The organism is Pseudomonas sp. MPFS, from assembly GCF_022537035.1.
Taxonomy (GTDB): Bacteria; Pseudomonadota; Gammaproteobacteria; order Pseudomonadales; family Pseudomonadaceae; genus Aquipseudomonas; species Aquipseudomonas sessilinigenes.
The window spans coordinates 5,336,896-5,362,702 of record NZ_CP066123.1; the positions used below are offsets into that span (position 1 = coordinate 5,336,896).

General features: G+C 59.5%; 24 protein-coding genes and 1 pseudogene. 13 read left to right on the top strand and 12 right to left on the bottom strand.

What is annotated here, in order from left to right; translation table 11 throughout:
• Positions 1 to 13: 13 nt before the first annotated feature.
• Complete coding sequence (locus tag I9018_RS24395) at positions 14 to 730, top strand: siderophore-interacting protein (protein WP_241107702.1); 717 nt, start codon at positions 14 to 16, stop codon at positions 728 to 730.
• 71 nt (positions 731 to 801) lie between these two features.
• Here the strand turns inward: I9018_RS24395 and proP are convergent, their stop codons facing one another.
• Complete coding sequence (gene proP / locus I9018_RS24400; RefSeq protein WP_241107703.1) at positions 802 to 2,304, bottom strand: glycine betaine/L-proline transporter ProP; 1,503 nt, start codon at positions 2,302 to 2,304, stop codon at positions 802 to 804.
• A 381-nt stretch (positions 2,305 to 2,685) separates the two neighbouring features.
• Here proP and I9018_RS24405 point away from each other — a divergent pair, with 381 nt between their 5' ends.
• On the top strand, positions 2,686 to 3,720 hold the full coding sequence (locus I9018_RS24405; protein ID WP_241107704.1) for a hypothetical protein: 1,035 nt from the start codon (positions 2,686 to 2,688) through the stop codon (positions 3,718 to 3,720).
• 431 nt (positions 3,721 to 4,151) lie between these two features.
• On the opposite strand, the gene I9018_RS24410 is transcribed toward I9018_RS24405, so the two are convergent.
• On the bottom strand, positions 4,152 to 4,721 hold the full coding sequence (locus tag I9018_RS24410; RefSeq protein ID WP_241107705.1) for an Lrp/AsnC family transcriptional regulator: 570 nt from the start codon (positions 4,719 to 4,721) through the stop codon (positions 4,152 to 4,154).
• 41 nt (positions 4,722 to 4,762) lie between these two features.
• On the opposite strand from I9018_RS24410, the gene I9018_RS24415 reads away from it, so the two are divergent.
• Genes I9018_RS24415 through I9018_RS24430 form a run of 4 tightly spaced genes read left to right on the top strand, consistent with a single transcriptional unit; the run spans position 4,763 to position 8,220 of the window.
• A complete protein-coding gene (locus tag I9018_RS24415) occupies positions 4,763 to 5,569 on the top strand; it encodes an ArpA protein (protein ID WP_241107706.1) in 807 nt (268 codons plus the stop codon).
• A gap of 44 nt (positions 5,570 to 5,613) precedes the next feature.
• The gene (locus I9018_RS24420) at positions 5,614 to 6,924 is read left to right on the top strand and encodes a serine hydroxymethyltransferase (RefSeq protein ID WP_241107707.1); all 1,311 of its coding nucleotides are present in this window, start codon (positions 5,614 to 5,616) and stop codon (positions 6,922 to 6,924) included.
• A 30-nt stretch (positions 6,925 to 6,954) separates the two neighbouring features.
• A complete protein-coding gene (locus tag I9018_RS24425) occupies positions 6,955 to 7,569 on the top strand; it encodes a LysE family transporter (RefSeq protein WP_241107708.1) in 615 nt (204 codons plus the stop codon).
• A gap of 51 nt (positions 7,570 to 7,620) precedes the next feature.
• Positions 7,621 to 8,220: a threonine transporter RhtB gene (locus I9018_RS24430; protein WP_241107709.1), complete on the top strand. Its 600-nt coding sequence runs from the start codon at positions 7,621 to 7,623 to the stop codon at positions 8,218 to 8,220.
• A 282-nt stretch (positions 8,221 to 8,502) separates the two neighbouring features.
• Here the strand turns inward: I9018_RS24430 and I9018_RS24435 are convergent, their stop codons facing one another.
• Positions 8,503 to 9,081, bottom strand: coding sequence for a MarR family transcriptional regulator (locus I9018_RS24435; protein ID WP_241107710.1), 579 nt, complete (start codon positions 9,079 to 9,081; stop codon positions 8,503 to 8,505).
• Between the two features lie 147 nt (positions 9,082 to 9,228).
• Here I9018_RS24435 and I9018_RS24440 point away from each other — a divergent pair, with 147 nt between their 5' ends.
• Genes I9018_RS24440 through hpaI form a run of 4 tightly spaced genes read left to right on the top strand, consistent with a single transcriptional unit; the run spans position 9,229 to position 11,997 of the window.
• Complete coding sequence (locus I9018_RS24440) at positions 9,229 to 9,687, top strand: VOC family protein (protein WP_022640490.1); 459 nt, start codon at positions 9,229 to 9,231, stop codon at positions 9,685 to 9,687.
• Positions 9,688 to 9,706: 19 nt separating this feature from the next.
• Positions 9,707 to 10,411: a flavin reductase family protein gene (locus I9018_RS24445; RefSeq protein ID WP_068578606.1), complete on the top strand. Its 705-nt coding sequence runs from the start codon at positions 9,707 to 9,709 to the stop codon at positions 10,409 to 10,411.
• Positions 10,405 to 11,208 (top strand): 2-oxo-hept-4-ene-1,7-dioate hydratase, encoded by an 804-nt coding sequence (gene hpaH, locus I9018_RS24450; RefSeq protein ID WP_241107711.1) that lies wholly within the window; start codon positions 10,405 to 10,407, stop codon positions 11,206 to 11,208. The genes I9018_RS24445 and hpaH overlap by 7 nt, the downstream gene beginning before the upstream one ends.
• Positions 11,209 to 11,232: 24 nt before the next feature.
• Positions 11,233 to 11,997 (top strand): 4-hydroxy-2-oxoheptanedioate aldolase, encoded by a 765-nt coding sequence (hpaI, locus tag I9018_RS24455; RefSeq protein ID WP_241107712.1) that lies wholly within the window; start codon positions 11,233 to 11,235, stop codon positions 11,995 to 11,997.
• A 207-nt stretch (positions 11,998 to 12,204) separates the two neighbouring features.
• Here the strand turns inward: hpaI and I9018_RS24460 are convergent, their stop codons facing one another.
• Entirely contained in the window at positions 12,205 to 13,248 is a 1,044-nt protein-coding gene (locus I9018_RS24460) for a hypothetical protein (protein ID WP_241107713.1), read from the bottom strand.
• A gap of 148 nt (positions 13,249 to 13,396) precedes the next feature.
• Here I9018_RS24460 and I9018_RS24465 point away from each other — a divergent pair, with 148 nt between their 5' ends.
• A complete protein-coding gene (locus I9018_RS24465) occupies positions 13,397 to 14,068 on the top strand; it encodes a DsbA family protein (RefSeq protein WP_241107714.1) in 672 nt (223 codons plus the stop codon).
• Positions 14,069 to 14,570: 502 nt separating this feature from the next.
• Here I9018_RS24465 and I9018_RS24470 read toward each other — a convergent pair.
• The 8 genes from I9018_RS24470 to I9018_RS24505 form a co-directional block, all read right to left on the bottom strand.
• Positions 14,571 to 15,344, bottom strand: coding sequence for an SDR family oxidoreductase (locus I9018_RS24470; RefSeq protein WP_241107715.1), 774 nt, complete (start codon positions 15,342 to 15,344; stop codon positions 14,571 to 14,573).
• A 21-nt stretch (positions 15,345 to 15,365) separates the two neighbouring features.
• Positions 15,366 to 16,181 (bottom strand): glucose 1-dehydrogenase, encoded by an 816-nt coding sequence (locus I9018_RS24475; RefSeq protein WP_241107716.1) that lies wholly within the window; start codon positions 16,179 to 16,181, stop codon positions 15,366 to 15,368.
• A complete protein-coding gene (locus I9018_RS24480; protein WP_241107717.1) occupies positions 16,174 to 16,584 on the bottom strand; it encodes a hypothetical protein in 411 nt (136 codons plus the stop codon). The genes I9018_RS24475 and I9018_RS24480 overlap by 8 nt, the downstream gene beginning before the upstream one ends.
• Positions 16,578 to 17,024: a hypothetical protein gene (locus I9018_RS24485; RefSeq protein WP_241107718.1), complete on the bottom strand. Its 447-nt coding sequence runs from the start codon at positions 17,022 to 17,024 to the stop codon at positions 16,578 to 16,580. Before I9018_RS24485 ends, I9018_RS24480 begins: the two co-directional genes overlap by 7 nt.
• Before the next feature lie 62 nt (positions 17,025 to 17,086).
• Positions 17,087 to 18,208, bottom strand: a complete 1,122-nt coding sequence (locus tag I9018_RS24490; RefSeq protein ID WP_241107719.1) for a DUF5938 domain-containing protein — start codon at positions 18,206 to 18,208, stop codon at positions 17,087 to 17,089.
• Between the two features lie 27 nt (positions 18,209 to 18,235).
• On the bottom strand, positions 18,236 to 19,837 hold the full coding sequence (locus I9018_RS24495; RefSeq protein WP_241107720.1) for an AMP-binding protein: 1,602 nt from the start codon (positions 19,835 to 19,837) through the stop codon (positions 18,236 to 18,238).
• Positions 19,834 to 21,078, bottom strand: a complete 1,245-nt coding sequence (locus I9018_RS24500; RefSeq protein ID WP_241107721.1) for a thiolase family protein — start codon at positions 21,076 to 21,078, stop codon at positions 19,834 to 19,836. The genes I9018_RS24495 and I9018_RS24500 overlap by 4 nt, the downstream gene beginning before the upstream one ends.
• 9 nt (positions 21,079 to 21,087) lie before the next feature.
• On the bottom strand, positions 21,088 to 22,320 hold the full coding sequence (locus I9018_RS24505) for an acyl-CoA dehydrogenase family protein (RefSeq protein WP_241107722.1): 1,233 nt from the start codon (positions 22,318 to 22,320) through the stop codon (positions 21,088 to 21,090).
• A gap of 136 nt (positions 22,321 to 22,456) precedes the next feature.
• On the opposite strand from I9018_RS24505, the gene I9018_RS24510 reads away from it, so the two are divergent.
• Together I9018_RS24510 and I9018_RS24515 are read left to right on the top strand one after the other, a co-directional pair.
• Entirely contained in the window at positions 22,457 to 25,144 is a 2,688-nt protein-coding gene (locus I9018_RS24510) for a LuxR C-terminal-related transcriptional regulator (protein ID WP_241107723.1), read from the top strand.
• 430 nt (positions 25,145 to 25,574) lie between these two features.
• A pseudogene (locus tag I9018_RS24515) lies at positions 25,575 to 25,762 on the top strand (IS5/IS1182 family transposase); the annotation flags it as partial.
• Positions 25,763 to 25,807 lie beyond the last annotated feature (45 nt).

The following is a 25,807-nucleotide window of genomic DNA, read 5'->3' on the forward strand; positions in this document are numbered from 1 at the left end:
ATCCGGAGTATTCATGTTCCTGCGTAAAAAAATGAAGTACGACCTCGAAGTCACCGCCCTCCATGACCTCACCCCCCTGGTACGGCGCGTCACCTTCAGGGGCGAGCTGTTCGGCGGCGACCTGGAGTGCCAGCCGGCCCAATGGCTGAAGCTGTTCCTGCCCAATGGCGGCACCCCCGCCAGTCGTGCCTACACCATCCGCCGGCATCACCGGCATTCGTCCAGCGTCGATATCGACTTCGTCCGCCATGGCCATGGCCCGGCCGGAAGCTGGGCGGAGCAGGCCCGGGTCGGCGACTGGATCGGCTGTTCGGCATTGCGTGGTGGTTTCCAGCCCCAGGAAGAGGCCGAATGGTTACTGCTGGCCGCCGATGAAACCGGCACCCCGGCGGTGATGAGCATCCTCGAGAGCCTGGCCCCCGGCGACCGCGCGGTGGTGGTGCTGGAAGCGGCGAGCATGACCGAGCTGCAGGCCATGGACACCCTGGCCACGGTCAACTACGAATGGATGTTCCGCGACGAGCATCCGCACGCCACCAACCTGCTGCTCGAAGGCATCGACAAGCTCCAGTTGCCTTCGGGGGTCGGGCAGTTCTGGATCGCCGCCGAAGCCCAGGCGATCAACGAAGTCCGCGACTATCTCACCGACGCCTGTTCGATCCAGCGCCGCCTGGTACGCAGCAAGGGCTACTGGATGCGCGGCGTCGCCGACCACCGCGACCGCGACTGAAACGCTCTCCTGCCACTCCCCTGGGCCGCGACGTCCAGTCGTGGGCCCGGCGCCGAGCCGGGCCCCAGGTCCTAGTCGATCCGCGGGTGCTGCTGCACCAGGTTCTTGCGCTTGGCCTCGAGCTCGGCGATCTGCGCATCGATGTCTTCGATCTTCTGCTCGATGTTGTCGTGGTGCTCTTGCAGCAACTCCCGAGCCTCCTCGATATCGGCCGCCGCTGGAGCCGCGCCACGCAATGGCTTGTTGGCCGTCTCGCGCATGGATATACCGGTGATCAAGCCGATCACCGCGATCACCATCAGGTAGTAGGCCGGCATGTACAGGTTCTCGGTGGTTTCCACCAGCCAGGCGGCGATCGTCGGGGTCAGGCCGGCGATCAGCACCGAGATGTTGAAGGCGCTGGCCAGGGCGCTGTAGCGGATGCGCGTGGGGAACATCGCCGGCAACGTGGAGGCCATCACGCCGATGAAGAAGTTGAGCAACACGGCCAGGATCAGCAGGCCGGCGAAGATCACCCCCAGTACCCCGCTGTTGATCAGCATGAAGGCCGGGATGGCCAGCACGAACAGGCCGACGCTGCCGAAGATGATGAAGGGCCGGCGTCCGACCTTGTCGCTCATGAAGCCGATCAGCGGTTGCACGAACAGCATGCCGACCATGATCGCGATAATGATCAGCACCCCGTGGTCTTCGCTGTAGTGCAGGTTGTGCGACAGGTAGCTGGGCATGTAGGTCAGCAGCATGTAGTAGGTGACGTTGGTCGCCACCACCACGCCGACACAGGTCACCAGGCTGCGCCAGTGCTGGGTCGCCACTTCCTTGAACGACACCGCCGGGCCCGAAGCCAGGCCTTCGCGGTCACCTTGCTCGAGCTTCTCGACATGCTGCTGGAAGGCCGGGGTCTCCTCCAGGGCATGGCGCAGGTAGAGGCCGATGAGGCCCAGTGGCAAGGCCAGGAAGAACGGCAGGCGCCAGCCCCATTCGAGGAACTTCTCTTCACCCAGGATGGTGGAAATCAGTACCACCAGGCCCGCGCCGAGGACGAAGCCGGCGATCGAGCCGAAGTCCAGCCAGCTGCCGAGGAACCCGCGCTTGCGGTCCGGGGCGTATTCGGCGACGAAGATCGAGGCGCCGGTGTACTCCCCGCCCACGGAGAAGCCCTGGGCCATCTTGGCCAGCAACAACAGGATCGGCGCCCAGATGCCGATCGAGGCATAGGACGGGATCAGGCCGATGGCGAAGGTGCTCAGGGACATGATCACGATGGTCGCCGCCAGGACCTTCTGCCGTCCGTAGCGGTCGCCCAGGACCCCGAAGAACAACCCGCCCAGGGGGCGGATCAGGAAGGGCACGGAGAAGGTCGCCAGGGCGGCGATCATCTGCACACTGGGGCTGGCATTGGGGAAAAACACCTTGCCCAGCGCATAGGCGACGAAACCATAGACACCAAAGTCGAACCACTCCATGGCATTGCCCAGCGCGGCGGCGGTGATCGCCTTGCGCATCTTGGCGTCGTCGACGATGGTGATGTCCTTCAAGCCGATCGGCTTGACCCTTTTCTTGCGCGACTTCATAGCAGTTTCCCTATGGCTGGACTGTGCTCATGCATACCTTTGCCCCGGGCCCGGATGGTGGCAGGTACGAGCGAACAGCGAGATGACCAGTGTTCTACCGGCCGGGGCTCCATGCCATCAGATAGCCAGGAATCCGAAAAAATTCACTGTTCATGGCAATTGGCGATTTGTTCGTCCCCTGGCGCCTGCTGGCACGCCGTACGACAAGAGCGCCTTGCGCTTTCCATCCCTAGGGCTTTAGTGCTATTGAAAACGCCGATCAGGCTGTTCGACAGTGACCCAGTCGACGGCAGGCTGGAACTCCCGGTGCTGCCCATCCACTAATTTCAGTCGCCGCAACCCCAGTACTCAGCCATGGCCTCGTGCCGATAAGGACATCCAATGAAAACTCTAAAAAGCCTGCGTTCCTTGGCGATCCTGGCCCCCGCCAGCTTGTTGGCCGCCTGCGCATCGATTGGCGGCCCTGCCAGCCCCGCGCAAAAGAACCCTACCAACCAGTTGCTGGACATGCTCGACCAGGCCACCCGCGAAGGCATGTCCGTGGTGCTGGTGCCGACGCTGATGCCCAACAAGAGCGTGACCGATCTTTCCAGTTATTCGCACCGGGTCATCTTCAAGAACAAGGACATGCCCGGCATCGCCTACATGCAGGCCTTCGCCAACAACGACCTGGAGAAGATCAAGGACGCCGTCTACCTGTGGGACTTCCTCGAGGTCAACATCATCCCGCCGGGGACCTACCTGTTGTCCGGCGGGATCGACTACAAGATCGACAGCACCCTGGCCGACATCAAGGCGCCCAAGGGCCAGCCGGGGGCCACGCCCTTGGGCGCGGTGAACCTGTCCGCCGTGCTGTATCGCCGGTTCGTCAAGGAAGAGTATTGGCGTGATGCCTCCTATGCCGACAGGACCTACTCCCAGAACGTCTGCAGCGCCGTGCACATGGCGTCCGGCCAATGCGTGAGCTGGTCACAACAGAACTACACCCAGCGCGAGCAGGTCTCCCAAGGCGGCTGGACCGAAGGCACGAAGATCCAGGACGTCCAGTCCATCAAGCTGCAAGCGCAGATACCCGACGCCTATGCCCCACTGGCCTTCACCATCAAGCCGGGCCAGATCCTGCTCAGCGACCGCTTCCACCTGAAGACTCCGGGCGTGCACTACGACCCGAAAACCTGCAAGGCCGTGGACACGCAAAACATCAAGTGCGCCCTGCGGGACATCCAGGTCTACATGCGTCCCGCGCCCACGGAGTTTACGCAGAAGTTCATCGATCACGAGCAACCGAAACTCTCCGAGACAGGCCGCCAGGTGCTGGCGCGCATCCAGCCGATGAAGACCCAGGTACTGGGTGAGAAAGGCATGGAGGACCTGGTGTGGGGCCTGCCGATCAGCCTTAAGAAACCAGGCAAGTAGACCCGTCGCCGGCCTGGGGAGCCGGCTCGCCGTCGGGCCGGACTTCTCCCCTGCCAATCTTCAGATAATTACCCGGCAATGAATTGCAAGACAGTACCTAGCTCTTGAATCAAGTACTCCCCCCACTCTACCTTTTTATCAAAATCGACCTAACGAAACAGCAACCCTGAAAACTGGAGTCTGTCCCTAATCCTCACCCTAACCCCCAGAACTTCCAGATTTCAAATGAAACCTTATATTCCAATATGCCACTATAACTAGCAGCAAGCTCGACTCTAAATAGCTTGACGAAAGCCATTCACTCAAAACAACCATTTGATTAGAGTCAATTAAAAAATAAATTGCCCGTAGCACACCCGTGCCAGAGCTAAACCGAAAAAACTTCACCGCTACCTTACGAGATTAAAGCTCACACTAGCAGCCTAACCTTTTTATAAATCAGGAAGCTTCTTGTGGATGGATTTTATAATTGAAGTGTTAGTTTCAGCCAAGGGTGTAATCTTTTGCAGCGTAATATCTAGATGACTGACAGAATCAATATAAAGGTGACAGACAAAGCTGTCCTCACCGGTGATTTTGTAGCAAACGACACACTCTGCCATTTCTGCGAGCAATTGCTCCACAGGGTGAAAGTTTCCAAGAAAAGGTTTTACCCTTACCAGGGCCTGTAGCGTGTAGCCAAGTGCTTGGGCATTCAACTCTACATTGAACCCACTAATAACACCTGTAATCTCAAGCCGTTTAAGACGCTCGCTACAACCGGGAGCCGATAACCCCACCTGTCGACTGAGCGAACGTATGGATGCCCGGGCGTTCTGGTGAATGGCAATAATCAATGCCCGATCTATGGGGTCTAGTCTCTGATCGTTTTTTGTAAGCTTCTTCATTAATTTCACCTTACAAATATTGATGAAACGCCATGAAAATCTTACATACCACAATTTTATAAAAAAATAATAGATTTTTTGAAGATCGCTACCTATTGTTTCCCCTGCAGTCATACGTAGTCCTTAGCGGCACGCCTTCCAGAAGGTGCTCCGTAATGTCTCTATTTCAACTTGATGAATTCTATCGAGGAATTGAAATGAACTACTTGCCTGATGACTCTCACCTACAACAACATCACCACAAAACCTTCACTGAGGATAGAATTTTTTCATTACGCCAAGAGTTCTCTCGCAATGGCTTTTTGAAGCTACGAGACATCGTTGACGATCAATTACGTGAAAAAATAAGCATAGAAGTCAAGAGCCTTATCGATCGCCAAATCGAACGTCGAGACTTGCACCTTGCCACCACTGACAACACGCCTCGTTATATGAGCGTAGTGCGCAGTGAGTTCATCGCAGAAAATAGCCCACTGATCAATGCACTATCGAAATCCAACGTACTGCTAGACACTCTATCGCGGATCTCGGGAACACGAATTATTGCCTCCGTATCCAAGGACGAGGAGTTCTTAATTACTAAGCAAGAACGCAAAGGAGACACCCACGGCTGGCATTGGGGCGACTATAGTTTCGCGTTGATCTGGATCATTGAAACACCGCCGATCGCCAAAGGAGGGATGCTGCAATGCGTTCCTCATACCTCATGGGATAAAACTAATCCAAGAATTCACGAACTTCTGTGTAGCAACCCCATTGCGACTTACGGTTTCAAGACGGGGGATATTTATTTCTTGCGTACGGACACCACACTGCATCGCACTATCCCGCTCAACGAAGACGCCATTCGAATAATCCTCAACATGACCTGGGCTGCCGAAAAAGACCTCACCCGCAGCCTGCATGGCAATGATCGCTGGTGGGAAGATCAGAATGCGGAGGCGGCCAAAAGCCTGACGTAAGGCGCGGTTAGCCAGTCGTTACGTGGTTCCAGGAGAGGATAATCATGCACGATACCCGATGCCTCCAGCAGGCCAGTGCCTTACTCAAACAGGCTCAATCTCACGCAGCGATGGCCGACCTGGTCAGAGGGGCGGTCGCCCGAAACGAACAGTGGCGCGCTCGGCAATGCATCAATCTCGTAGCCGCTGAGTCGCCTACCAGCCCATCCGTGCGCGCGTTGCTATCCAGTGAAGTTGGCACGCGCGCATCGGGCGGCCATATAGGACGCGACAATCGATTTTTTTCGGGCATGAAGAATATCGATGAATTGGAATCGCTCTGTGTAGAGCTGTTGAAAATTGTCTTTCGCACCCAGTATGCCGACCATCGTCTGATGGGAGGAATGATAGCGGTGCTCGCGGCCTACACGGCCCTGACCCACCCAGGTGATTGCATCATGAGCGTGCCTTTGACCCATGGTGGAGATACGAGCAATAGAGGCAAAGGCCCCCCCGGTGTGCGTGGACTCAAGGTAATGGACATTCCCTTTATGCACGACACCCTAGACATCGATCTTACACGGCTCAGCGAAATAGCCCGAGTCGCTAAACCAGCAGTGATTGGCCTGGGGATGACGTTGACTCTGTTCCCCTTACCTATTGCTGACATCAAGGGCATCGTCTCTTCATGGAATGGAAAAGTATATTTCGATGCTGCTCACCAGTTGGGTTTGATCAGCGCAGGCTTGTTCCAGAACCCGCTGGCAGAGGGTGCAGACCTGATGACCGGTTCTACCGGGAAGACCTTCAGTGGCCCTCAAGGCGGCCTGATTGCCTGGAACGAAGCGTCATTGACTCCGGTAGTACATGAAACGATTTTCCCGACCTTGACAGGCAGTCACCAAATCAACCGGGTAGCGGCTCTCGCCGTGGCGGCCACCGAGATGCTGGAATATGGACAGACCTACATGAGACAGGTGGTAAAAAACGCACAAGCATTGGCTGAAAATCTACAGAACCGGGGCGTGATGGTTTTCCATCGAGAGCGAGGTTACACCCGCACCCATCAGATTGTGATTGACTCAAAGCCCTTTATCAGTGGCCGCGAGGCGGTGCAGCGCCTGGAGGCCGCCAACATCATCGCCAATGAAATGCCACTGCCGTGGGATAGCGGCCCAGAGACAGGAATTAGGCTAGGCACCGTCGAAGTAACTCGCCTGGGGATGAAAGAACGAGAAATGGCGTGGATCGCCGAGCAGATTGCCAAGGTTCTACTGCATAACGAAGATCCGATGGCCATCGCCAACGCCGTGATCGACTTCATGAAGAACCATAGAACCGTCTACTACTGCCACGAGAATGGACTCCCTCGGTAGTCGCTATGAGTTTTTTAGCGGAATATCCATATGTCCAATACCGTACTACCCATTTACCAGGCGACATTGACATTTACCATTGCCGCCGTTGCGTTACTTGCAAGCCCTGGCCCAGCGACATTGGCTTTGGCGGCAAGTGGGGCAGCTTATGGCATTAAGCGATCGACTCAGTTCTTTATCGGGATCACGCTGGGCCTGATGATTGCCATGGCATTGGTTGCTACGGGGCTGTATGTCATTCTCCAGGGCTTCCCAAGATTAGCGACGGCACTGACGGTCATCTCCGTTGTGTATATCTTGCTGCTTGCCTACAGCATCGGTAGTGCGCCGCCCATCAAGGATGAACAGTCAGCGGTCGTACCCGGCTGGGGCGCCGGTTTTATCCTGGGCGTCGCGAATATCAAGGCATACGCTGCGTTTGCGGCGCTGCTAGGCAGCTTCACCCTAGGTATTGCGCCTGTTTGGGAGCAAAGCGCAAAAGCACTAATCTGCCTGCTGGTCTGCGCGGGATTCGATTTCTTGTGGCTCTTTGTGGGCAGCAAAATGCGCCTGTTCTTCATCCACCCCACTTGGAGTCGATTACTTAATATAAGCTTCGCGTTTTTGATGATAGCGACGATCATCTGGTCATTTATGCTGAGCTAGCAGCGCAATCCATAGAAGACAGGAAATCGTTTCCAAGTGAGGATAAACTTCATGTTTGGGACAATATCGGCACTTGTATTGCTACTGATTGTTCCTGGCCCAACAAACACGCTGTTAATGCGCTCCGGAGCGCTGTTTGGGTTTGCTGCTTCATGGCGCATGGCATTTATAGAGGGCGTGGCGTATCTGTTTCAGGTTTCTGTCTGGGGGACGATGTTATTCTATATCTCCGCCTGGTCTCCCTGGGTTGTGGGAGCCATGCAGATAGCTACCGCCTGCTATCTGCTTCAACTTTCCTGCACTTTGTGGCGACGCAAAAGCAAAAGCAGCAGCCCCAATCCGAACCAGGATCGTTTATCCGGCCTGCACTTCTTCTGGTTGACCGTGATGAATCCCAAGGGCCTGCTGATTGCTTCGATCATTGCGCCGATCAGCGCCTTTGCCAGCCTGAAAGAATATACCGGGTTCATGAGCACGCTCGCATTGGTGGTAATACCAGTGGGGTCTGCCTGGATCTTACTCGGCAGTCGGCTCGAAGGATGCCAAAAAACGTGGCTAACACCTGTAAAGATCAATCGAATGGCTTCGGTAGCCATTGGTTCTTTCGCCACTATTCTGCTTATTCGCCTGGCTGGCTCGGATATCAGTTAGAGGTAGGCACCACTCAACTCGATACGAGAATGAAAAGACCTCTCAAACGGTAAGAGTTTCTATCTGTCACTGTGACTCTGATCCGTGACCGGTTAAATACAATTATTTGCAGAAATTAAGCATTTTCAGATCAGCAATGGCACTAAGGCTGGAGAGTCGGCTATCTAGTGCACAGAGGCGACCTGAGAATCGACAAAAATGGTGCGATTAGCCTGCTTATCACCATGACTTGTTTGGCTCCTCTGCGACGGTGCTATGACGACTGCCAGCAGCCTTTTCTGCTCAATCCGCTTTCAACTGCACCCAGAGCTTGCCGAGAACCTTTTGCAGCAGCGCGCATTCATCCTCGTCCAGGCTGCTGGTCAGGGATTCACACATCCCCCAGAACACCGGCAAGGACCGCTCCAGTAACTCGCGCCCCTGCTCGGTCAACTCCAGGGCGAAGCTGCGCCGGTCCTCGGTACTCAAGCGACGCCTGAGCAGGTCGCGCTTCTCCAGCCAATCCAGCAGGCCAGTCACCGTAGAGCGGGTCACGCCAAAGTAATCCGCGATGTAGGACGGCGTGACCGCCTGGCTTTCTATCAGGCCCCGCTCGGCCAGGCCGAAGAACATCAGCAGGTCGAACTTGCTTTCCGATAGCCCGAACGGCGCCAGGCTGGCATTGGCGCGTTGCTCGATGTCATCGCACAGCCAGAGCATCAGCAGGCCCAATCCGGCCCGGGATCGATCGGTCGCGCCTTCGGCGGTATCGCGCATCAGGGCAAGGTGTGGACGGGTCGCGGCGGATGCGGCGAAAGATCTTCCGGAGCCTTGCTCGGGACGGGTGACAGGCTTGGATGCAGGTGGTTTTGAGCGGGACATGGGCGACATGGGTCAATGAGGAGGTTGCCAATCATACCAAGGGGAAATAGTATTTTATCCGTATAGTACGCCACACGTATTATATTTCGATATTGCTATCACGCCCCTTCCCGGGGCCAGCGCGTGCAAACCAACAAGGAAAACGCAATGTCCGTGAAAGTTGTTGAGCTTCACCACGTAGGCTTCGGCGTGAACAACGCCCAGGCCGATGCCATGCTGGACTTCTACCGTGATGTCCTTTCACTGCCCCAGGACCCGGCCCGCTGGAAGATCCCGGGTATCTACGGCTCGTGGTTCAACCTGCCCAATGGCACCCAGTTGCACATCCTCGGGTGCGATGGCGTTTCGCAATACGCCAAGCGCCCTGACCAGGACCCGGTCTCCAATCACTTCGCGCTTGCGGTGGAGGATGTGCTGGCAGCCGAGAAGGTGCTCGTGGAGCGGGGTATCGAGTACTTCACCCTCGACAATGTGGCCTCGCCCTCCTTGAAACAGCTGTTCCTGCGCGATCCGGCCGGCAACCTGATCGAGTTACACCAGGCCAGCGAGCGGCGCCCTGGCGTCGACTCGGCCAACCAGGACAAGACCCCCACCGCCAATCGTTGAAACCGTTCAGGACATAGCCATGTATTTTGATATGAAGGCGCTGAGCCCGGAGCAGCGCAGCAACCTGGTGCATTCCACCGTGATCCCTCGCCCCATCGCCTGGGTCAGTTCCTGCGATGGATCGGGGGCGGTCAATGTCGCGCCATTTTCCTTTTTCAACGTGATGTCGGGAGACCCACCGCTGCTGTGCCTGTGCATCGGCTCGCGCTCGGGAGAACCCAAGGACACCGCGCGCAATATCATCGAGCGTGGAGAGTTCGTGGTTAACCTGGTCTCGGCCCCGATGGCCGGGCGCATGACCGTCACCTCCATCGATTTCGATGCCCAGGTCAACGAGGCCCTCGAGGCCGGCCTGCAGATGCTGCCCGGCCAGCAAGTCAGCGTTCCACGCATCGCCTCGAGCCCTTGCTCGATGGAGTGCCGTGTTCGCCAACTGATCGACATCGACGGCGTGCGCACCTTCATCCTCGCCGACATCGTCGGTACGCACCTGTGCGAGGAAGCGATCGTCGACGTGACCCGCATGTTCATCGACCCGACCTCCATGGCCCTGATCGGCCGGCTGCACAGTCCCGGCTGGTACTGCGAAGTGTCTGCGGATTTCCAGATGCCGACTCCAACGCCACAGGCCTGGCAGTCCTTGAAGGCCCAGGGCCGCGAGCAGGAACTGCTGGCATGGCGGGAGCCCTCCACCTCGCAAACAGGCGCAAAAGAACGATGCTGAATGCCCATGAAATACAGGAATGCGCCAATCGCCTGGATGCCGCCGAACGCTCGCGCGAACAGATTCGCCAGCTCTCCCTCACCCATCCGGACATGACCATCGCCGATGCCTACGCCATCCAGCGTGCCTGGGTCGAGACGAAACTGGGCCGTGGCCGGAGGATCATCGGGCACAAGATCGGCCTGACCTCCAGGGCGATGCAGATGGCCTCGCAGATCGACGAGCCCGACTACGGCGTGCTGCTCGACGACATGCTCTGGCCCGATGGCGGCGAGATTGCCCGCGAGCGCCTGATATTGCCCCGGGTCGAGGTCGAACTGGCCTTCATCCTCGATCGTCGCCTGGCGGGGCCGGAGGTGACGATGCTGGATGTACTGGATGCGACGCGCTATGTCGTGCCGGCGCTGGAGATCATCGATGCACGTTCTGAACAGCTCGACCGCGACACCCAGCGGCCGCGCAAGGTGGTCGATACCATTTCCGACAACGCCGCCAACGCCGGGATCATCCTCGGCGGGCGCCCAGTGCGCGTCGACGACCTGGACCTGCGTTGGATCGGCGCCATGCTCCTGCGCAACGGCGTGATCGAGGAAACCGGCCTGGCGGCAGGCGTGCTGAACCATCCGGCCAACGGCGTTGCCTGGCTCTCCCGGCGCCTGGCGGTGTTCGACACCGCCCTGGAGAAAGGCCACATCGTGCTGTCCGGCTCCTTCACTCGCCCGGTGCGGGCGGAGGCCGGCGATACATTCCACGCCGACTTCGGTCCATTGGGCAGCGTGGGTTGCCGTTTTATCTGAGCACTGCATGTGCAAGAGGTAGTCATGCATAACGAATTCAAGCAGGCCCTGGTGACGGGGGCTCCCCTGATCGGCCTGTGGCTCGGCCTGGCCAACGGGTACACCGCGGAAATGCTCGGGGACATCGGTTATGACTGGTTGGTGATCGACAACGAACATGCTCCCAATACGCTGCAATCGACCCTCGCCCAGTTGCAGTGCCTGGCGGCGTCCCCTACCCATGCGGTGGTCCGGGCGGCCAGCGACGATGCCGTGGAGATCAAGCACTTGCTCGACCTGGGGGCCCAGACGTTACTGGTTCCCATGGTGGAAAGCGCCGAGCAGGCGGCCAGTATCGTTGCCGCCACCCGCTACCCTCCCCATGGCATCCGCGGCGTGGGAGCGGCATTGGCCCGCGCCTCGCGATGGCAGCAGATCCCCGGCTACCTGGCGACGGCCGATGAACAGATCTGCACCCTGGTGCAAGTGGAAAGCCGGGCCGGCATCCAGGCCTTGGCGGAGATTGCCAGGGTCCCGGGGGTCGATGGAGTGTTCATCGGGCCTGCCGACCTGGCCGCCTCCCTCGGTCACCTGGGCAACCCGGCACATCCCGAGGTGCAGGACGCCATCGCAGGAGCCATCCGGGAAATCCGCGCGGCCGGCAAGGCCCCCGGGATTCTCACCAGCGACGCGGCCATGGCCCGGCGCTACCTGCAGCTGGGTGCCGTGTTTGTCGCCGTGGGCTCCGATGTGGGGTTGCTGGTGAGTGGCGCCAAGGCACTCAGGGAAGCATTTGGGCAGGTGCCTTGAAACCAGGGCTGCGACACCCGGCCTGCGGGTCGATGCCCCGATGATTGCTGCGGATGGAGATTGTCCCGGTACTCGGGGCAGGGCCTGGCGAAGGGAAGCGAGAGAATCTGGTGTCGGGGCCGAGGTAGACGCCCCCCGGCCTTTGCACTGCGGCAAGCCCTTCAAGGTCGTCTCGCGACGGCCTTGGAGTGGCAGGGCTCAACGCTGCTACTTGGATAACGACAACGGTACGCCCCAGATCGGGTCTTCCATGCCTTGCTTACCCAGTGGCGTGATCTGCATGGCCTGGAGCCTGGACAGCAGTTGCCGGTGTTTGTCGCTCAGGACGCGTTGCTCGATGAGATTCTGCGTAAAGCTCATGGGCGCCGGCCAGGTGTAGACGGTCAGGTTGTCCAGCGGACACTCGATCTTCTTCGGATCGATCGCCCGGCACTTGGACTGCTGGTACTTGTAGCCAGGGGTCTTGAGGTGCATGCGCGGGGCCAGCAGCAATTGCCCGCCCTGGACGGTGAAGCTGGCCAGCGCCTTGTCCACCGGCAGGCGCGCCTGGACCTTGATCGACGGTACATCGCGGGAATCGGTCTGCTGGTAATACCCGGCCCCAGAGCCCTGCGTGGTCTGGGTATATTGCTGCTCGCCCCAGGCCACGCAGGCGCCAGACGCCACGTGCACGGCGGTACAGACCTTCTCGGTCTTGATCTCGCTGCCATAGGTGGCGTCCTTCCAGACCTCTTCCCGGTAGTACTCGCGATACAGCTCGGGGGACAGGTAGGCGGTGCCATTGGCGCCACGCCCCGAACCGGGCGGGCCGCTACGGGCGCCGATCTGGTCGAGCAAGCCGTGGATCTGGTAGTCGTCGCCACCGGTCAGCAGGTATTTGCCGGGGGGCAGGATATGCACCTCGAAGGCCTTGAACAGGTAGGTCTCGCCAGGCTTTCTCTGCAACGCGTTGGTCTGGAACTTGCGACCGAAGGTGATCTTCGGGTCCTTCTCGTATTCCCAGATCGCTGTCGGCGTCCACTGGGTCATGGTCAGCGCATCGCTCAGCGACTTGTGCGGCATCACGTCGGCCACTAGCACCACCGCCATGTTCGCCTTCAGCGCCGCGTCCACCTGGTCCAGCAACTGCGCGTAGCGCGGATCGTCCATGCTGCCGTAGGCGCCCGAACCGAGGTCGGACACGCAGCCGGAAAGGGAAAGAGAGAGAAGCAGTGCAGCGGGCAGGGTAAAACGCGGCCAGGACAGTTTCATGTATCGATCCTTGATAGGCGTTGGTACGGGACGTCGAGCGGCCATGATTACTGGCTGGGGGCACGCAGCGCAATATGTGCCAGAGTGCATCGGATGACAGGCAGGGTGCAAACGAATACGTGACCACAGCACGATCGTTCCTGGAGCCATGTGCGACAACTTCGCAGAGATGGAGAACCTTGGCTATGTGCGTCTGACCCCAACTTCATCCGGAACACTGGAGGTTGCCCTTCTGTGCCCAGGCCCGCTTCTGTCGAATTACTTCTGGTCGGTGTGGGTACCGCGGCATCTGTTTGAGTGTTCGATGAAGGTCAACAACTTCATGGCCAGCGCGGATAGCGTGATCGATCGACAGCACTATCCTCGCTTCCGCGATAAACCTCACCTCACAACGGCTCAGGAACGCTTCGTTCAACAGAGCATCAGTACCGCTCGCAGATTCTGGCAACGGGCCATCGACGTGGATGACTCAAGCGTTCTGATCCCCCACGACGGATACACCCCACAACTCAAGCAGTGGATCGATGGGCAAACTAACGTCAACCTCGTCTGGCACCATTTTCCACTGCAGATGCATGGAGCTGCAGCGCTGAAAGAAGCGCGCCTGGTGCAATGTGCCGGCAAACTTGGAGGGGTAAGGCATTCTGGAATGCGATTGAGCAGGTCCTGCAGCACACGCGGGGCGATGGCCAAGGACTGGTCACGCCTATTGTCCTGTCGGGTGTTGACACAGCAGTGCTTGATCGTTGTGCTGCTCTCGATACAGAGGTCGCTCAAGAGGTCGATCGGCAACTGCAGTTGGCACAGCAGGCTGGAGTAGCAGCAACACCGACAATAGAGATTACTGATACCCAAACAGGACGTTCTGTCCGACTTGAAGGCCCTGTTGACGAAGTATCGATACTTTCGGCAATGGACAGTTTGGCATTCCAACCGACTGGCAGCCCCAAGGGCAGCTAAGAGTTCTTCGATCAAGTCAGCACTGGCTACCCGAGCTATGCTGAAATAGCCCTCGGTGCAGCCACCGCAGCAAATCTTGTCCATGAGTCAGGTAAGCCTCTCCGGCCCGACCCAGCGGTCAACTTCAGAATGGAAGCTGTCCCGGTAGCAGGCGTTGCCCTGACCTCTATACGTATCGTTTCGGCCTGGGCATCGGACAGGACAGCCTGTTCCTTGCGCTGGCAAGTATCTGCTCCGATGTTTTCGTGGATGACGTGCCAGAAATAGGCCGAACCGATGTGCCCGCAGAACAACGCTACTCACCGAAAATGAAAAGCCCGGGAATCGCCGGGCTTTTCATTCTTTCTGAAGCACTGAACAAACTACTGCGCCAGGTAACCCCCATCGATGACCAGATCGGCTCCGGTCATATAGCTGGAGTCGTCGCTGGCAAGGAACAGCGCGCCCTTGGCAATTTCCTCGGTGGTAGCTAGCCGGCCCATCGGGATGCGCTGCTGCAGATAGCCCTGGAATTGCTGGGCGAGGCCTTCTCCCAGTTGCTCCAGCCCGCTGGAAATCATGGCAGTGGTCGCATAACCAGGACACAGATTGTTGATACGGATCGCGTAGCCGTTGCGCGCGCAGTGCGCCGCCGCGGCACGGCTGAATATCCGCACACCACCCTTGCTGGCGTTATAGGAAGGTACCATCGGCTCACCGATGAAACCTTCGATGGAGGCCACGTTGATGATCGAACCACCCAGCTCCTTCATCGCCGCGATGGCCTGCTGGGTACCGATGAACACGGCGTCCAGGTTGACCGCATTGACCTTGCGCCACTGCGCCAACGTGAGGTGCTCGACATCGGCAGTAATTGCAATACCAGCGTTGTTCACCAGGACGTCCAGACACCGCCAGCGCTCCTGCAGCTTAAACAGCAGTTCACGCCAGCGGGTCTCATCGGTCACATCGTGGACTTCAAACCAGGCGTCCAGCCCTTCGTCCCGCAGGCGTTGCGCCTCACGTTCACCACGTACGCCATCGATATCGGTCAACAGCACCCGTGCGCCTTCACGCAGGAAGGTTTCAGCGATGCTCCGGCCGATACCACTGGCAGCACCGGTTACCAGGCAAACTTTATTTTCGAGTCGATTCATGTTCTGAGTTTCCTTTTGTAATCAGCGCGCAGAGGCGCCACCGTCGAGTACCAGCTCGCTGCCATTGGTCCAGCGCGAGGCATTACTTGCGAGGAACAGCACGGCGCTAGCGACATCCTGAGGTTGGCCGTAGCCCATCGGGTGCAGCGACTGAACGAAAGCGTCCGCGCTGGCCTGGTCCGGCGCCAGGCCAATCGACACCATCCCACTCACCACATTGGCACCCAGTTGGGTTTTGATGATCGCAGGGTGAATGGAGTTGACGCGGATGCCGTAGCCCAGAGTGGCGAACTCGATGGCCGCTGCCTTACTCATCAGGCGCACCGCGCCCTTGGACGTGCAGTAACCGCCCAGCCCCGGCAAGCCGACCAACCCCGCCACCGAGGACATGTTGATGACCGTGCCGCCCTTGCCCGCCGCGCCTCCAGGACGCATGACCCGGGCGGCATGTTTGATGCCAAGGAAGACCCCGGTCACATTGATATCCTGCATCTGCCGGAACTCTTCCAGCGACGATTCGGTAAACAGCGCAACCTTCTCGATACCAGCGTTGTTCACCAGGATGTCCAGGCCGCCAAAGGTATCCACGGTGGAGGCAATCACCTGCTGCCAATCGGCTTCGCAGGTTACGTCATGACGCAATGCAACCGCCTCGCCCCCCAGCCTGTGGATATCCAAAACAGTGGCTTCGGCCAGCTCCGGCAACAGATCGCTGATCATGACCCTCGCGCCGGCACGGGCCAGGGTCACTGCAGTCTCCGCACCCAGCCCCCCCCCGCCGCCGGTTACCAAGGCAACCTTGCCGCTGAGAGAAAAGCGCTCGTAAAGATCATTCATCTTGGGTCTCTTTATTCATCGGGACCCACGCCGGATAGCGGCGCAGGAACTGTAGGAACAACAGGCTGTAGATCGCATCGCCCAACGCCAGGGTCGGCAGTTGCCAGCCAATGTGAGAAGCCAGCCAGTGGCCGAAAACGCACACCAGCACCAGGCACTTGCCCAGCACGCCGAGCACGATGTACGGACGAAAACGCCGTGGATCGAGCGCGACGCACAGGTAAGCCACACCGAACGCTGCCACCAGTGCCATGGCCAGATCGCGCATCACCAGATTGCTACCCGTGGCGACTTCCAGGCCGAGCAGCGGACGCAGCATCTGTTCGAGGAATAGCACGCTGGCAGCGACCAGTGCGTTGAACAGTGCGGCGCTGCCAAACAGCCACCTGGCGTACTTCAACATGCTCTGTGCTCCTCGTTCGGCGCCGTGAACGGCGCCAGCAGGATGCGCCAGGACAGCAGCAGACCGCTGCGGACCTTGTACTCGGTCCAGCTAGGATGACGGGAAATCGAGGTATCCTTGGCCAGCATGCGTGGAAGGGTCAGGCCCAACCAGCAATGCAGCACCAACACCCAGCCGACCCACTGCTCGGCCAACGTGGCATAGGTGGCGTAAACGAGGATTTCCCCAAGGTAAATGGTATTGCGCGTGTAGGCGAATACACGTCGTCGATCAGACACCTGCGCAGCTTGAGGATGAAGTTCTTCTGCAAGTCGGCGACGACCATCATAACTACGCCGACAGTGTGCGCCGCGATGCAGGTGGCCAAAGTCCTGGCTGATATAGCTCGTACAGTGCTGTGCCTGATGTACCGTCCGGAAGGTGGAGGCAGCGATGTTCATTGCTTGAGTTCTCCGCTCATGGAAAGGCCGGGGCGTGCATGGTCGCACCGGCTACTTCACGCTCAGCTGGGCAGCGCGCTGCAGAAACCACGTTCGTGAAAGCGCTGAATCAACTCTCGATGACCGAAGGCCTTGGCCGGGGATTGGAATCCGGCAACCTTGAGTTGGCCAGCGAGCAGGCGCTCGGCGCCCTCGGCGCAGATGTCTCCAGTCCAGGTGTATGCGGCGGAGAGGTTCATCACATAGGAGGTAGTAACGCGACGCCCCTGGCCATGCACCGTGATCACTCCCCGCTGCACGTCCAGAGAGTCCTTCGGCGGCTCACCGGAGTCCATCTGCTCGCCCATGCGGTTGGTCCACTCCTCACGCTCGGCCTGGCTCAGGCCCGGAGCGGCGGCGTTGAATGCCTTGATCGCGGCGATCACGCCATCGACCATGTGCTCGCCGATGGCGGTCAATACCTTGCAGTTGCGCACGCGCGGATCGTCCTTGAACCAGATAGGCTCACAGGCTCCACCCCATGGGTGCGCACGAAGAACGTTGTTGCGATGCGGCAACGCAACCAAGTGGGCCACGTCATTCGGCCACGCCTTGAGCTGATTCTGTTCCAGGTAGTACTGCGACACGTCGTTGCACGCCATGCGCAGGAAAGACTTAGTGGAGGCCTCGGACGGCAGGCCGTTGTCGATCTGGTAGCAAATGTCGAGGCTGTCAACCTCGGGATTCTCAAGCACCACTTCGGCGGCCAGCGAACCCGCGGCCCACATGAAAGAGTTGGCTGGGCACAGCAACAGTCCCTTTGCGGCGAAGGCAGCACCGTATTTCTCGCCGATGGCGGCGGTCCAGTCCTGCTCGCCGGTTGTGTCCAGGTAATGACAACCGGCTTCCAGGGCGGCTTCCACCACCGGCCAGGCGATTTGCATGAAGGGGCCGGCGACGTTGATCACCACCTCCACCTGCTGCAGCAGCGGTAGCAATTCTTCAACGGTGTTGTTGGCGGTTACGATTTCCGCATCCACCGGCGCACCGTGACGTTCTTCCACCACCTTCAGCGCGGCTTCCAGTCGCGAGCGAGTGCGCCCGGCCATGTAGAAGGGAATGCCGCGCTGGGCCAGGGATTCCGCGACCAGCTTTCCGGTGTAACCGTTGGCGCCGTAGATGAGAACTTTACGTGCATCGGACATTGGTTTTTCCTCTTGTTGTCGTGACGGTCAGCGCAGCTCGAGGTGTACGCTGGCCTGGTCTTGTTGCAGAGCTTCCACCAGAAAGCGCTCCAGGGGCTTTTCCGAGGCAGTCTTGGGGATCTGCCTGAGTACCTGAACAAAGCTGGGGATGAAGTTGGTTTCGAGCTTCTCGCGGCAGGCGCGGAATACCCGCTGAGGGTCGAAGCCGCCGGGGTCCTTGGGCACCACCGCCGCAACCACATCCTTCTCGCCGGGCACCCCACTACGGGCCGGGATGCCGTAGACGTAGACGTCATCTACCTCCGGACACTCGGCGATGGCCTTCTCGATGAAGGCGCTGCTGATGAAGTCGCCATTGCGGCGGATGCCGCTGCCCTTGCGGTACAGGAAGAACAGCCAACCCTGCTCGTCGGCAACCACTACATCGCCCATGTGCAGCCAACCGCCGGCGCACTTCTTCGCCGATGCCTCGGGGTTGCCGAAGTACTCGACCTTGAAGTCGCTGCCGTCGACCGGCCGGAACAACAGCTCGCCCGGCTTGCCCGGCGCACAGTCATAGCCGGCTTCATCGACTATGCGGTGGCGCAGGGTGGATACTGGCCGGCCCATGCTGCCAACCGGACCGATTCCAATCGGATTGACCGTAAGGCCACCTTCGGCCGCACCATAGAACTCCAGAATCTGCACGCCGAAACGCTGAGCAAAGTCCTCCCAGATGGCCTTCGGCATGCCCGCTGAAATCACGAATCGCACGGGGTTTTCGGCATCGGCGGGCTTACGCGGTTCGGCATAGACAGCAGTGGTCATACCCCCGAGCAGGGTGAAGCTGGTGCAGTCGAAGCGCCGGCAGATATCCCACAGCCGCGACTTGCTGAAGCGCCGCGACAACACGCAGCGCAAACCCAGCGCCAAGGACGCTCCCAGGGTCACCATTTGCGCGTTGGCGTGGGTCAACGACAAGCCGGAATACGGCCTGTCGTCTTCGCGGTAACCGAATACCCGATCAGTCAACAACGACGTCTCGCAATAGCGCCTGTGGGTCATGACGATGCCCTTGGGGTCGCCAGTGGTGCCCGAAGTGAAGATCAGCTGCATGGGCGACTGGTCATTCGGCAGATTCAGCGGATGCTCCCGGCTCTCCTCCATCAATAGATCGTTGTAGCGCAGCACGCCCGAGAGCGGGGCGGCCACCGAGCACTGGCTGCTATCAATCACGGCCACGGCCTCCAGCAGCGGCAGCTGCTCGCGCACCGCCAGCAGGTTGACCAGGGCATAGTCAGCGACGATGACGGCCCGGCAGCGAGCGTTGTTCAGAAAGAACGCCAGCTTCTCGCCCTTGGCGCGCGGGTCGATGGGCACGAACACGGTGCCGGTGATGGCCGCCGCCAGCATCGCGTCAACGAACTCGGCGTGGTTGGCCATTAGCAGGGCAAAACTATCTCCCGGACGCAGCCCCAGACGAGTCACCCCCCAAGCCAGTGCATGGCCGTTCCGCCAGAGCTGGCTGTAGGTGCGGGTCTGCAGCGGAAAGTCGGCGCCGTTCTCGATCGTGAGCACTTGCAGATCCGGCTGCCGCTGCGCGCGATTACCGATCAGACCCGCGAGGTTGAAGTCGCTGTAAAGGCTCATCGGAGGTCCTCCCGCATTAGCAGGCTGACTACGGTGACCGCCGCATCCAGACCAATGGCACCGCCGCCGTTGTGGGCCAGCCCGATACGGGCACCGCTCACCTGGCGTTGTCCGGCACGCCCCTGTAACTGCTCGGTCAGTTCGACGATCTGCGCGCAGCCAGTGGCGCCTACCGGGTGCCCTTTACGCAGCAGGCCGCCGGATGTGTTCACCGGAATGCGCCCACCGATGCCGGTGTCACCGTTCTCCAGCAAAGAGATGCCCTCCCCGCGGGGGCACAAATCCAGGTATTCGTACGCCATCAGCTCGGAAGGAGCGGAAGCATCGTGCAGCTCGACGCAGGACAGGTCGCGCGGACCAATGCCGGCAGCCTCGTAGACTTGTTGCGCGGCCAGTGCACCGACGCTGTCGGTGGGGTGCTCGAAATCCCAACCCGTGACCAGCGCCGAGGCGGCGACCCGTACGGGATTGCGCAGCCCGAGTTGGCGGGCCTTGCGTTCGCTCACCAGGATCACGGCTGCCGCGCCGTCGCCGATCGGAGAACACATCGGGAGAGTCAGCGGATCGACAATGAGCCGTGCGGCCAGCACCTCGTCCACCGAGAGGCGCTCACGGAACTGGGCACGCGCATTGAGACTGCCATGCCAGGAGTTCTTCGCCGCCACCAAGGCGAAATGCCGGGCGGTGGCGCCGTACTGCTTCATGTACTTCTTCGCCATCATGGCGTAGATGTCCATGAACACCGAGCGGGTGCTGCCGGCGCCATCGACGACGAAGGGCTCGCCTGCCGCATCAGCAAGCTTCTTTACCACGTTCACCGCACCGTTCGGATCCTCGACGTCTACGGCGCTGGAGAAGGCGCCCAGGCTACGCACCTTGTCCTCATGGAAGAGTTTCTCGTAGCCACAGGCCAGGACGATGTCGTAGTAGCCGGCGCTAACCATTGCGCAGGCTTGCTGGAAGGCTGTGGATGAGGATGCGCAGGCGTTCTCCACATTGACCACAGGGATACGGCCGATGCCCATCTCGCGCAGCGCTACCTCGCCGCGGATCATTTCCTGGCCAGTGATGACGCCGGCGGCGGCGTTGCCCATCCAGGCCGCCTGCAGTTGGCCCTGCTCGATTCCAGCGTCGGCCAGGGCCAGGCGGATGGCGTCTCCGGCCAGAGATTTGAGCGGCGTGCCAAGGTACTTGCCGAAGGGCACCATGCCTACCCCGGCGACGAAAGCATTCATCTTCATTGCGTGGACTCAAATTCGTGAAATGAGGGTGCCGCCCTTGATGGCGAGCATTTCGTTGCAGCCGTCCTCAATCATCGAGGAACGCGCATCGCGCAGCAGTTTTTCCACCGGGTACTCGCGGGTAACGCCGTTGCCGCCGAACATCTGGATAGCCTGGGAAGCAACATCGAAGGCGGTCTGAGTCACGGTGATCTTCGAGGCGATGGAACCCTGCAAAGCGGGTTGCGGCGCCACTTCGTTGAACATCACCACACGACGAGACAGGGCACGGGCCGCCTCCACGCGGGCAAACATGTGGAACAGGCGGTGTCGCACATTCTGGTGCTGGATGATCGGTACCCCACCCTGCTTGCGCTCGTGGGCATACTCATAGGCGTGCTCGTAGGCCGCTCGTGCTGCCCCCGTCCAGATGGTGCCCATCAGCGCGTTGGCTTCGGCCAGCACGCCCTGTTCGGCACGTACATAGTCCTCGGGGGCGGCTACCAGATGATCCAGCGGCAGGCTGACGTTGTCGAAGAACAACTCACTCTGCGGCAGCGCACGCTGGCCCATCTTGTCCAGCGGCGCACCACGGCTGACGCCGGGCAGGTCCAGAGGTACCAGCAGTACGCAACGCTTGTCCTCGCCGGTGCCGTCGTCGTAGCCACAGTAGAGAATGCAGATCTGAGCGATCGGACCGTTGGATATCCAGGCGGACTTCTGTCCGTTGACGACGATGCGGTCGCCCTGAATCCGCGCATGGCAGTTCAGACGGCCGTGCCCCACCGCCGGATGGCGTGTGTGACCGCTGCTGTCGAGCATATCCGAACCGTGGTCCGGCTCGGTGATGCCCCAGCAGCCGATGGGCTTGTCGGCGTAACGCTCGATCAGGTCGGTGCGCCCCATCAGGTGCAGAACGATGCTTGGCACCATGGCGGCACCGAGCACCACCGCCAGACCGCCATCCCCATAACCCAGCTCTTCGAAGATCAAGGCTTTCAGACGGGCACGTTCGGCAGCCGGTAGTTGCAGCAGGTCAGTCAGGTTGATGCCGAGCTTGGCAAATTCGGCGAATACCTGCCACAGCGAGGAGTCAGCTGCGATAACCGCGGCCGCTGGCAGGTGATCCAACTGCTGGCCAACGGGTCGCATTACCTTCTTCGCAAAGCGCCTGGCGCTCAGTTGCATTGCCTGCTCGAGTTCGTTGAGATCGGCATCGAGGCCTGTCGGCTCGAGCTCGACTCTTGCGCTGTACGCACTCATTCTTATTATCTCCACGAGGTGTTTCCGCGCCACAGCCTGTCGCTGTTGCGTCGGGACGCCGTAGATACTATTGATGGGCTCAGGCAGTATTTACCCCCCGGATGGGGGATACCCCAACGAAATGAAAAGAATAAAAATGCTATCCCCCCTGCTTTCCACCAAGGTACTGCCACCCCGCCGAAGCCGCGGTACGCTGCCGCGTCCACGTCTGGAACAACTGATCGAACGCATAGCCGATTCGAGCATCACCGTACTGAGCGCCCCGCCGGGCTTCGGCAAGAGTACCCTGGCCAGCACATGGGCCGAGGCGGCACAGGCGCGCGGTGCCAAGGTGGCGTGGCTGAACATGGACGAGGCCGACACTTCTGCCGAGCGGGTGCTGCTGTACGTTACCGCGGCGCTCCAGCGCGGCTTCGGCCAGGGTGACGACGGTAACCTGCTCATGGAGTTATCGCTGCTGCCGGCCGAACATCTCAGCACGCTGCTGGTCAACGACCTGGAGCGCCGCACCGAGCAGTGCTATCTGTTCGTCGACGACTATCATTGCGTGCCTCCAGCCGTGATGGTCGCTGCTTTCGACAGCCTCGTACGCTTCGCCCCGGATAACTTCCACCTGGTGTTCTGCGGCCGGGGCGACTTGCCCGCGTCGCTGCTCGCGCATATCTACGCCGACGCCTACCTTGAGGTGGACGCGGCGCAACTGCGCTTTGACCTCGACGAAACCCATGACCTGATGCTGCGTACCGGCGAAGCTAGCATCGACGCGGCGCAACTGATGGAGTTGCACAGCGCCACCGACGGCTGGATCGCCGCTTTGCGCGCCAGCTTGCTCACCCTGCGCCAACGCCCCTCGGGCAGCACGCGGGTGGCCAACAGCATCAGTAGTCTGATGGACGAGTTGGTCGACCGGCTGCCGGCCACACTTGCAATCCAGTTGTCCCGGCTAGCGGCTATAGACAAGTTCAACATCACGCTGGCCGAGATGCTGACCGGCACGCCCAACGGCGCGGCGCTGATCGACGATCTGGACCGCAGGCAGTTGTTCCTCATAACCCTAGACGACCATGCTCAGTGGTTCAGCTTCCATCCGCTGTTCCGCGAACACCTTCGTCGTCGGGTCCCTAGCGCCGAGTTGAGCGCCATCTTGGAAAGGACGGCCCAGTGGTACGCCGGACAACGACTATGGATGGATGCCGTGCACGCCGCCCTGGCCTGTGGTGACATCGACAGCGCCCGAAACTGGATCGCCCATTGCGCCATGGAGATGGTCGAACACGGGGACTTCATCCTCCTCCTCGACTGGCAGCGCCAGCTGCGCGATCGACTGCTGGAGTCGCCCGTTCAACTGAAACTAGCACTGGGCTGGGCCGCCGGCCTGGCGATGGACTCCCCCCAGGCAAGAGCATTTCTGAACGAGGTTCACCAAGCCTTGCCCGGACTCGCCGACGACAACCAGCGCACGCATCTGGAATGGGAATGCCAGGCTCTGGACGCGATGCTGCTGGCCCTGGAGGATAAAAGCCAAGCCGGCGGCACACTGGCCAGCGCTTGCCTCCCCCATCTCAAGGACCGCCCCTGGATCAGCAACACCCTGCTGAATGTGCTGTCTTTTAGCCACTTGCAGGCTTGCCGCTGGCAGGAGTTCTACTCGATGCCTGCAATGATTCGTGCACCACTGGAACCCAATCGCTACCAATTCAACCAGATCTACAGGATGTGCCTGTTGGGCTATGCAGAAGCTCTGCAAGGGCGCTTATTACAAGCCGCGACGATTCTCGAAGAAGCTCTTCGCATGACCTCCCCGGGGCACGGCGAAGGCGGGGACAAGCGTCATCCCGTACTACGCGCACTCCCCTCAGGCCTGCTTGTTGCGGTCGATTATTTGCTAGGCAACTTCAAAGAGGCGGCGCGCCTCAGCATGGAGAACATAGAGACCGTCAAGATCACTGGTTTTCTGGACTGTGCCTGCTGGCACCTGATTACCGCCAGTCGTCTCAGCGGCAACACTGTCGGCCGCCAAGGCGCACGGTACTTCCTAGAGGAAGGCCACCGCCTGGCGAATACCCGCTCCTGGCCACGTCTGCAAGCACATCTGTTGCTGGAGCGCACCCGAGTATGCCTTCTTGAGCAGAAAAACCTTGAGGCCAACGCTTGCGCCAACCAGTTGCAAGCACTGTGTCTGACCCATGCACCGGATATCGCCGACGGCATCTCAGAGTACGCTTGCCTCGCCAGCCTGGCGGACCTTTGGTGCGAAGCCTGCGGACTGCATCGCAACGCAAACCTAGAGAAAGCCGAGGAGCTGCGCCAACGCACGCAACAACGCAACCTGCGACTGATGCAGCTACGCCTGGCTAGCAGCTTGGCTATAGTCCATTGGCAACGACGCGCCACTGTTAAAGCGTCGGCCTATATCACGGAAGCCGCCGAGTTACTGGAGCATTGCAATGCTCCCCAAGGGTTACTCGACTTACCGGCCCAGGAGTCGCTACAGCAGATCCTTGCGTATATCGGGCAATTACCGAAAACAAACCAGGAAGTGAAGAAGCGTCTGCAACAACTGATCATTTCCGATGCCACCAATGTCGATAGCCCTTCAGCCTCACATCAGATAATCAAACTTACCAGCAAAGAGCGGAATGTCCTTGAACTGGTGGCCCAGGGAAAATCCAACAAGGAAATAGCAAAGTTGCTGGGAGTAACTCCGGAAACCATCAAGAGTCACATGAAACATATTTTCAGCAAGCTCCAAGTGGATAGCCGAGCACAGGCTGCGGTCGTAGCCAAGGCCGGCGGGCTGATCCATTTTTCCGGAAGCCAATGAAGAGCTGAATCGATCTTCATATGATCCGTCGATCCCGAAATGCCTCCAAGTGCATCGCTGTGCCAGATTATGATGAGCTAGTTGGTAACCGACTCGGCGTAGCTAGACTTGAAACCTTGCAACGCCAGGGGGCCGGAGCAATGACGATCTCTCAGCGATGTCCGCTTTGGATTCAGGCTGTGTGAAAAGAGTGAACTGCTAACCCCAGAGCTACAGGCAGCCTTGGAGCCGAGGTCGGGTGAGGTTTAGGCGCAGCAGCTCGGTGCAGACAGCTACCTGGAGTGAAACGAAGAGAAAATCAGGCCCGAGGGAACGCCAGGAGCAGCACAAGTCACAAGCCCTCAAGATTCTCCGATCAAGTCAGCCTAAGCCATCTGGCCTGTGCTGAAATAGCTCTCCCTCCAACTGTCCCTTACAATCCCTCCATCCCATGAGTCAGATGAGCTTTTCCGATTTCGAGTACTTCATTAAGCGTAAGCAAACCAGTCGCAAGCGTTTCCTGGCCGAAATGGAGCAGGTGGTACCGTGAGCGGTTTGGTGGAATTGCTCGAGCTGTATTGCCCGAAGGCTGGCGGTGGTCGAAAGCCGTACCCACTTGAAAGCATGCTGCGCATTAATTTCTGGAGGGACGCAAAAATCCCAACGCCCTGAATATCCATTTCC

Coding starts and splice junctions, on each gene's coding strand:
- I9018_RS24395 (WP_241107702.1), top strand. CDS start 14: ATGTTCCTGCGTAAAAAAATGAAGTACGACCTCGAAGTCACCGCCCTC.
- proP (WP_241107703.1), bottom strand. CDS start 2,304: ATGAAGTCGCGCAAGAAAAGGGTCAAGCCGATCGGCTTGAAGGACATC.
- I9018_RS24405 (WP_241107704.1), top strand. CDS start 2,686: ATGAAAACTCTAAAAAGCCTGCGTTCCTTGGCGATCCTGGCCCCCGCC.
- I9018_RS24410 (WP_241107705.1), bottom strand. CDS start 4,721: ATGACTGCAGGGGAAACAATAGGTAGCGATCTTCAAAAAATCTATTAT.
- I9018_RS24415 (WP_241107706.1), top strand. CDS start 4,763: ATGTCTCTATTTCAACTTGATGAATTCTATCGAGGAATTGAAATGAAC.
- I9018_RS24420 (WP_241107707.1), top strand. CDS start 5,614: ATGCACGATACCCGATGCCTCCAGCAGGCCAGTGCCTTACTCAAACAG.
- I9018_RS24425 (WP_241107708.1), top strand. CDS start 6,955: ATGTCCAATACCGTACTACCCATTTACCAGGCGACATTGACATTTACC.
- I9018_RS24430 (WP_241107709.1), top strand. CDS start 7,621: ATGTTTGGGACAATATCGGCACTTGTATTGCTACTGATTGTTCCTGGC.
- I9018_RS24435 (WP_241107710.1), bottom strand. CDS start 9,081: ATGTCCCGCTCAAAACCACCTGCATCCAAGCCTGTCACCCGTCCCGAG.
- I9018_RS24440 (WP_022640490.1), top strand. CDS start 9,229: ATGTCCGTGAAAGTTGTTGAGCTTCACCACGTAGGCTTCGGCGTGAAC.
- I9018_RS24445 (WP_068578606.1), top strand. CDS start 9,707: ATGTATTTTGATATGAAGGCGCTGAGCCCGGAGCAGCGCAGCAACCTG.
- hpaH (WP_241107711.1), top strand. CDS start 10,405: ATGCTGAATGCCCATGAAATACAGGAATGCGCCAATCGCCTGGATGCC.
- hpaI (WP_241107712.1), top strand. CDS start 11,233: ATGCATAACGAATTCAAGCAGGCCCTGGTGACGGGGGCTCCCCTGATC.
- I9018_RS24460 (WP_241107713.1), bottom strand. CDS start 13,248: ATGAAACTGTCCTGGCCGCGTTTTACCCTGCCCGCTGCACTGCTTCTC.
- I9018_RS24465 (WP_241107714.1), top strand. CDS start 13,397: ATGTGCGACAACTTCGCAGAGATGGAGAACCTTGGCTATGTGCGTCTG.
- I9018_RS24470 (WP_241107715.1), bottom strand. CDS start 15,344: ATGAATCGACTCGAAAATAAAGTTTGCCTGGTAACCGGTGCTGCCAGT.
- I9018_RS24475 (WP_241107716.1), bottom strand. CDS start 16,181: ATGAATGATCTTTACGAGCGCTTTTCTCTCAGCGGCAAGGTTGCCTTG.
- I9018_RS24480 (WP_241107717.1), bottom strand. CDS start 16,584: ATGTTGAAGTACGCCAGGTGGCTGTTTGGCAGCGCCGCACTGTTCAAC.
- I9018_RS24485 (WP_241107718.1), bottom strand. CDS start 17,024: ATGAACATCGCTGCCTCCACCTTCCGGACGGTACATCAGGCACAGCAC.
- I9018_RS24490 (WP_241107719.1), bottom strand. CDS start 18,208: ATGTCCGATGCACGTAAAGTTCTCATCTACGGCGCCAACGGTTACACC.
- I9018_RS24495 (WP_241107720.1), bottom strand. CDS start 19,837: ATGAGCCTTTACAGCGACTTCAACCTCGCGGGTCTGATCGGTAATCGC.
- I9018_RS24500 (WP_241107721.1), bottom strand. CDS start 21,078: ATGAAGATGAATGCTTTCGTCGCCGGGGTAGGCATGGTGCCCTTCGGC.
- I9018_RS24505 (WP_241107722.1), bottom strand. CDS start 22,320: ATGAGTGCGTACAGCGCAAGAGTCGAGCTCGAGCCGACAGGCCTCGAT.
- I9018_RS24510 (WP_241107723.1), top strand. CDS start 22,457: ATGCTATCCCCCCTGCTTTCCACCAAGGTACTGCCACCCCGCCGAAGC.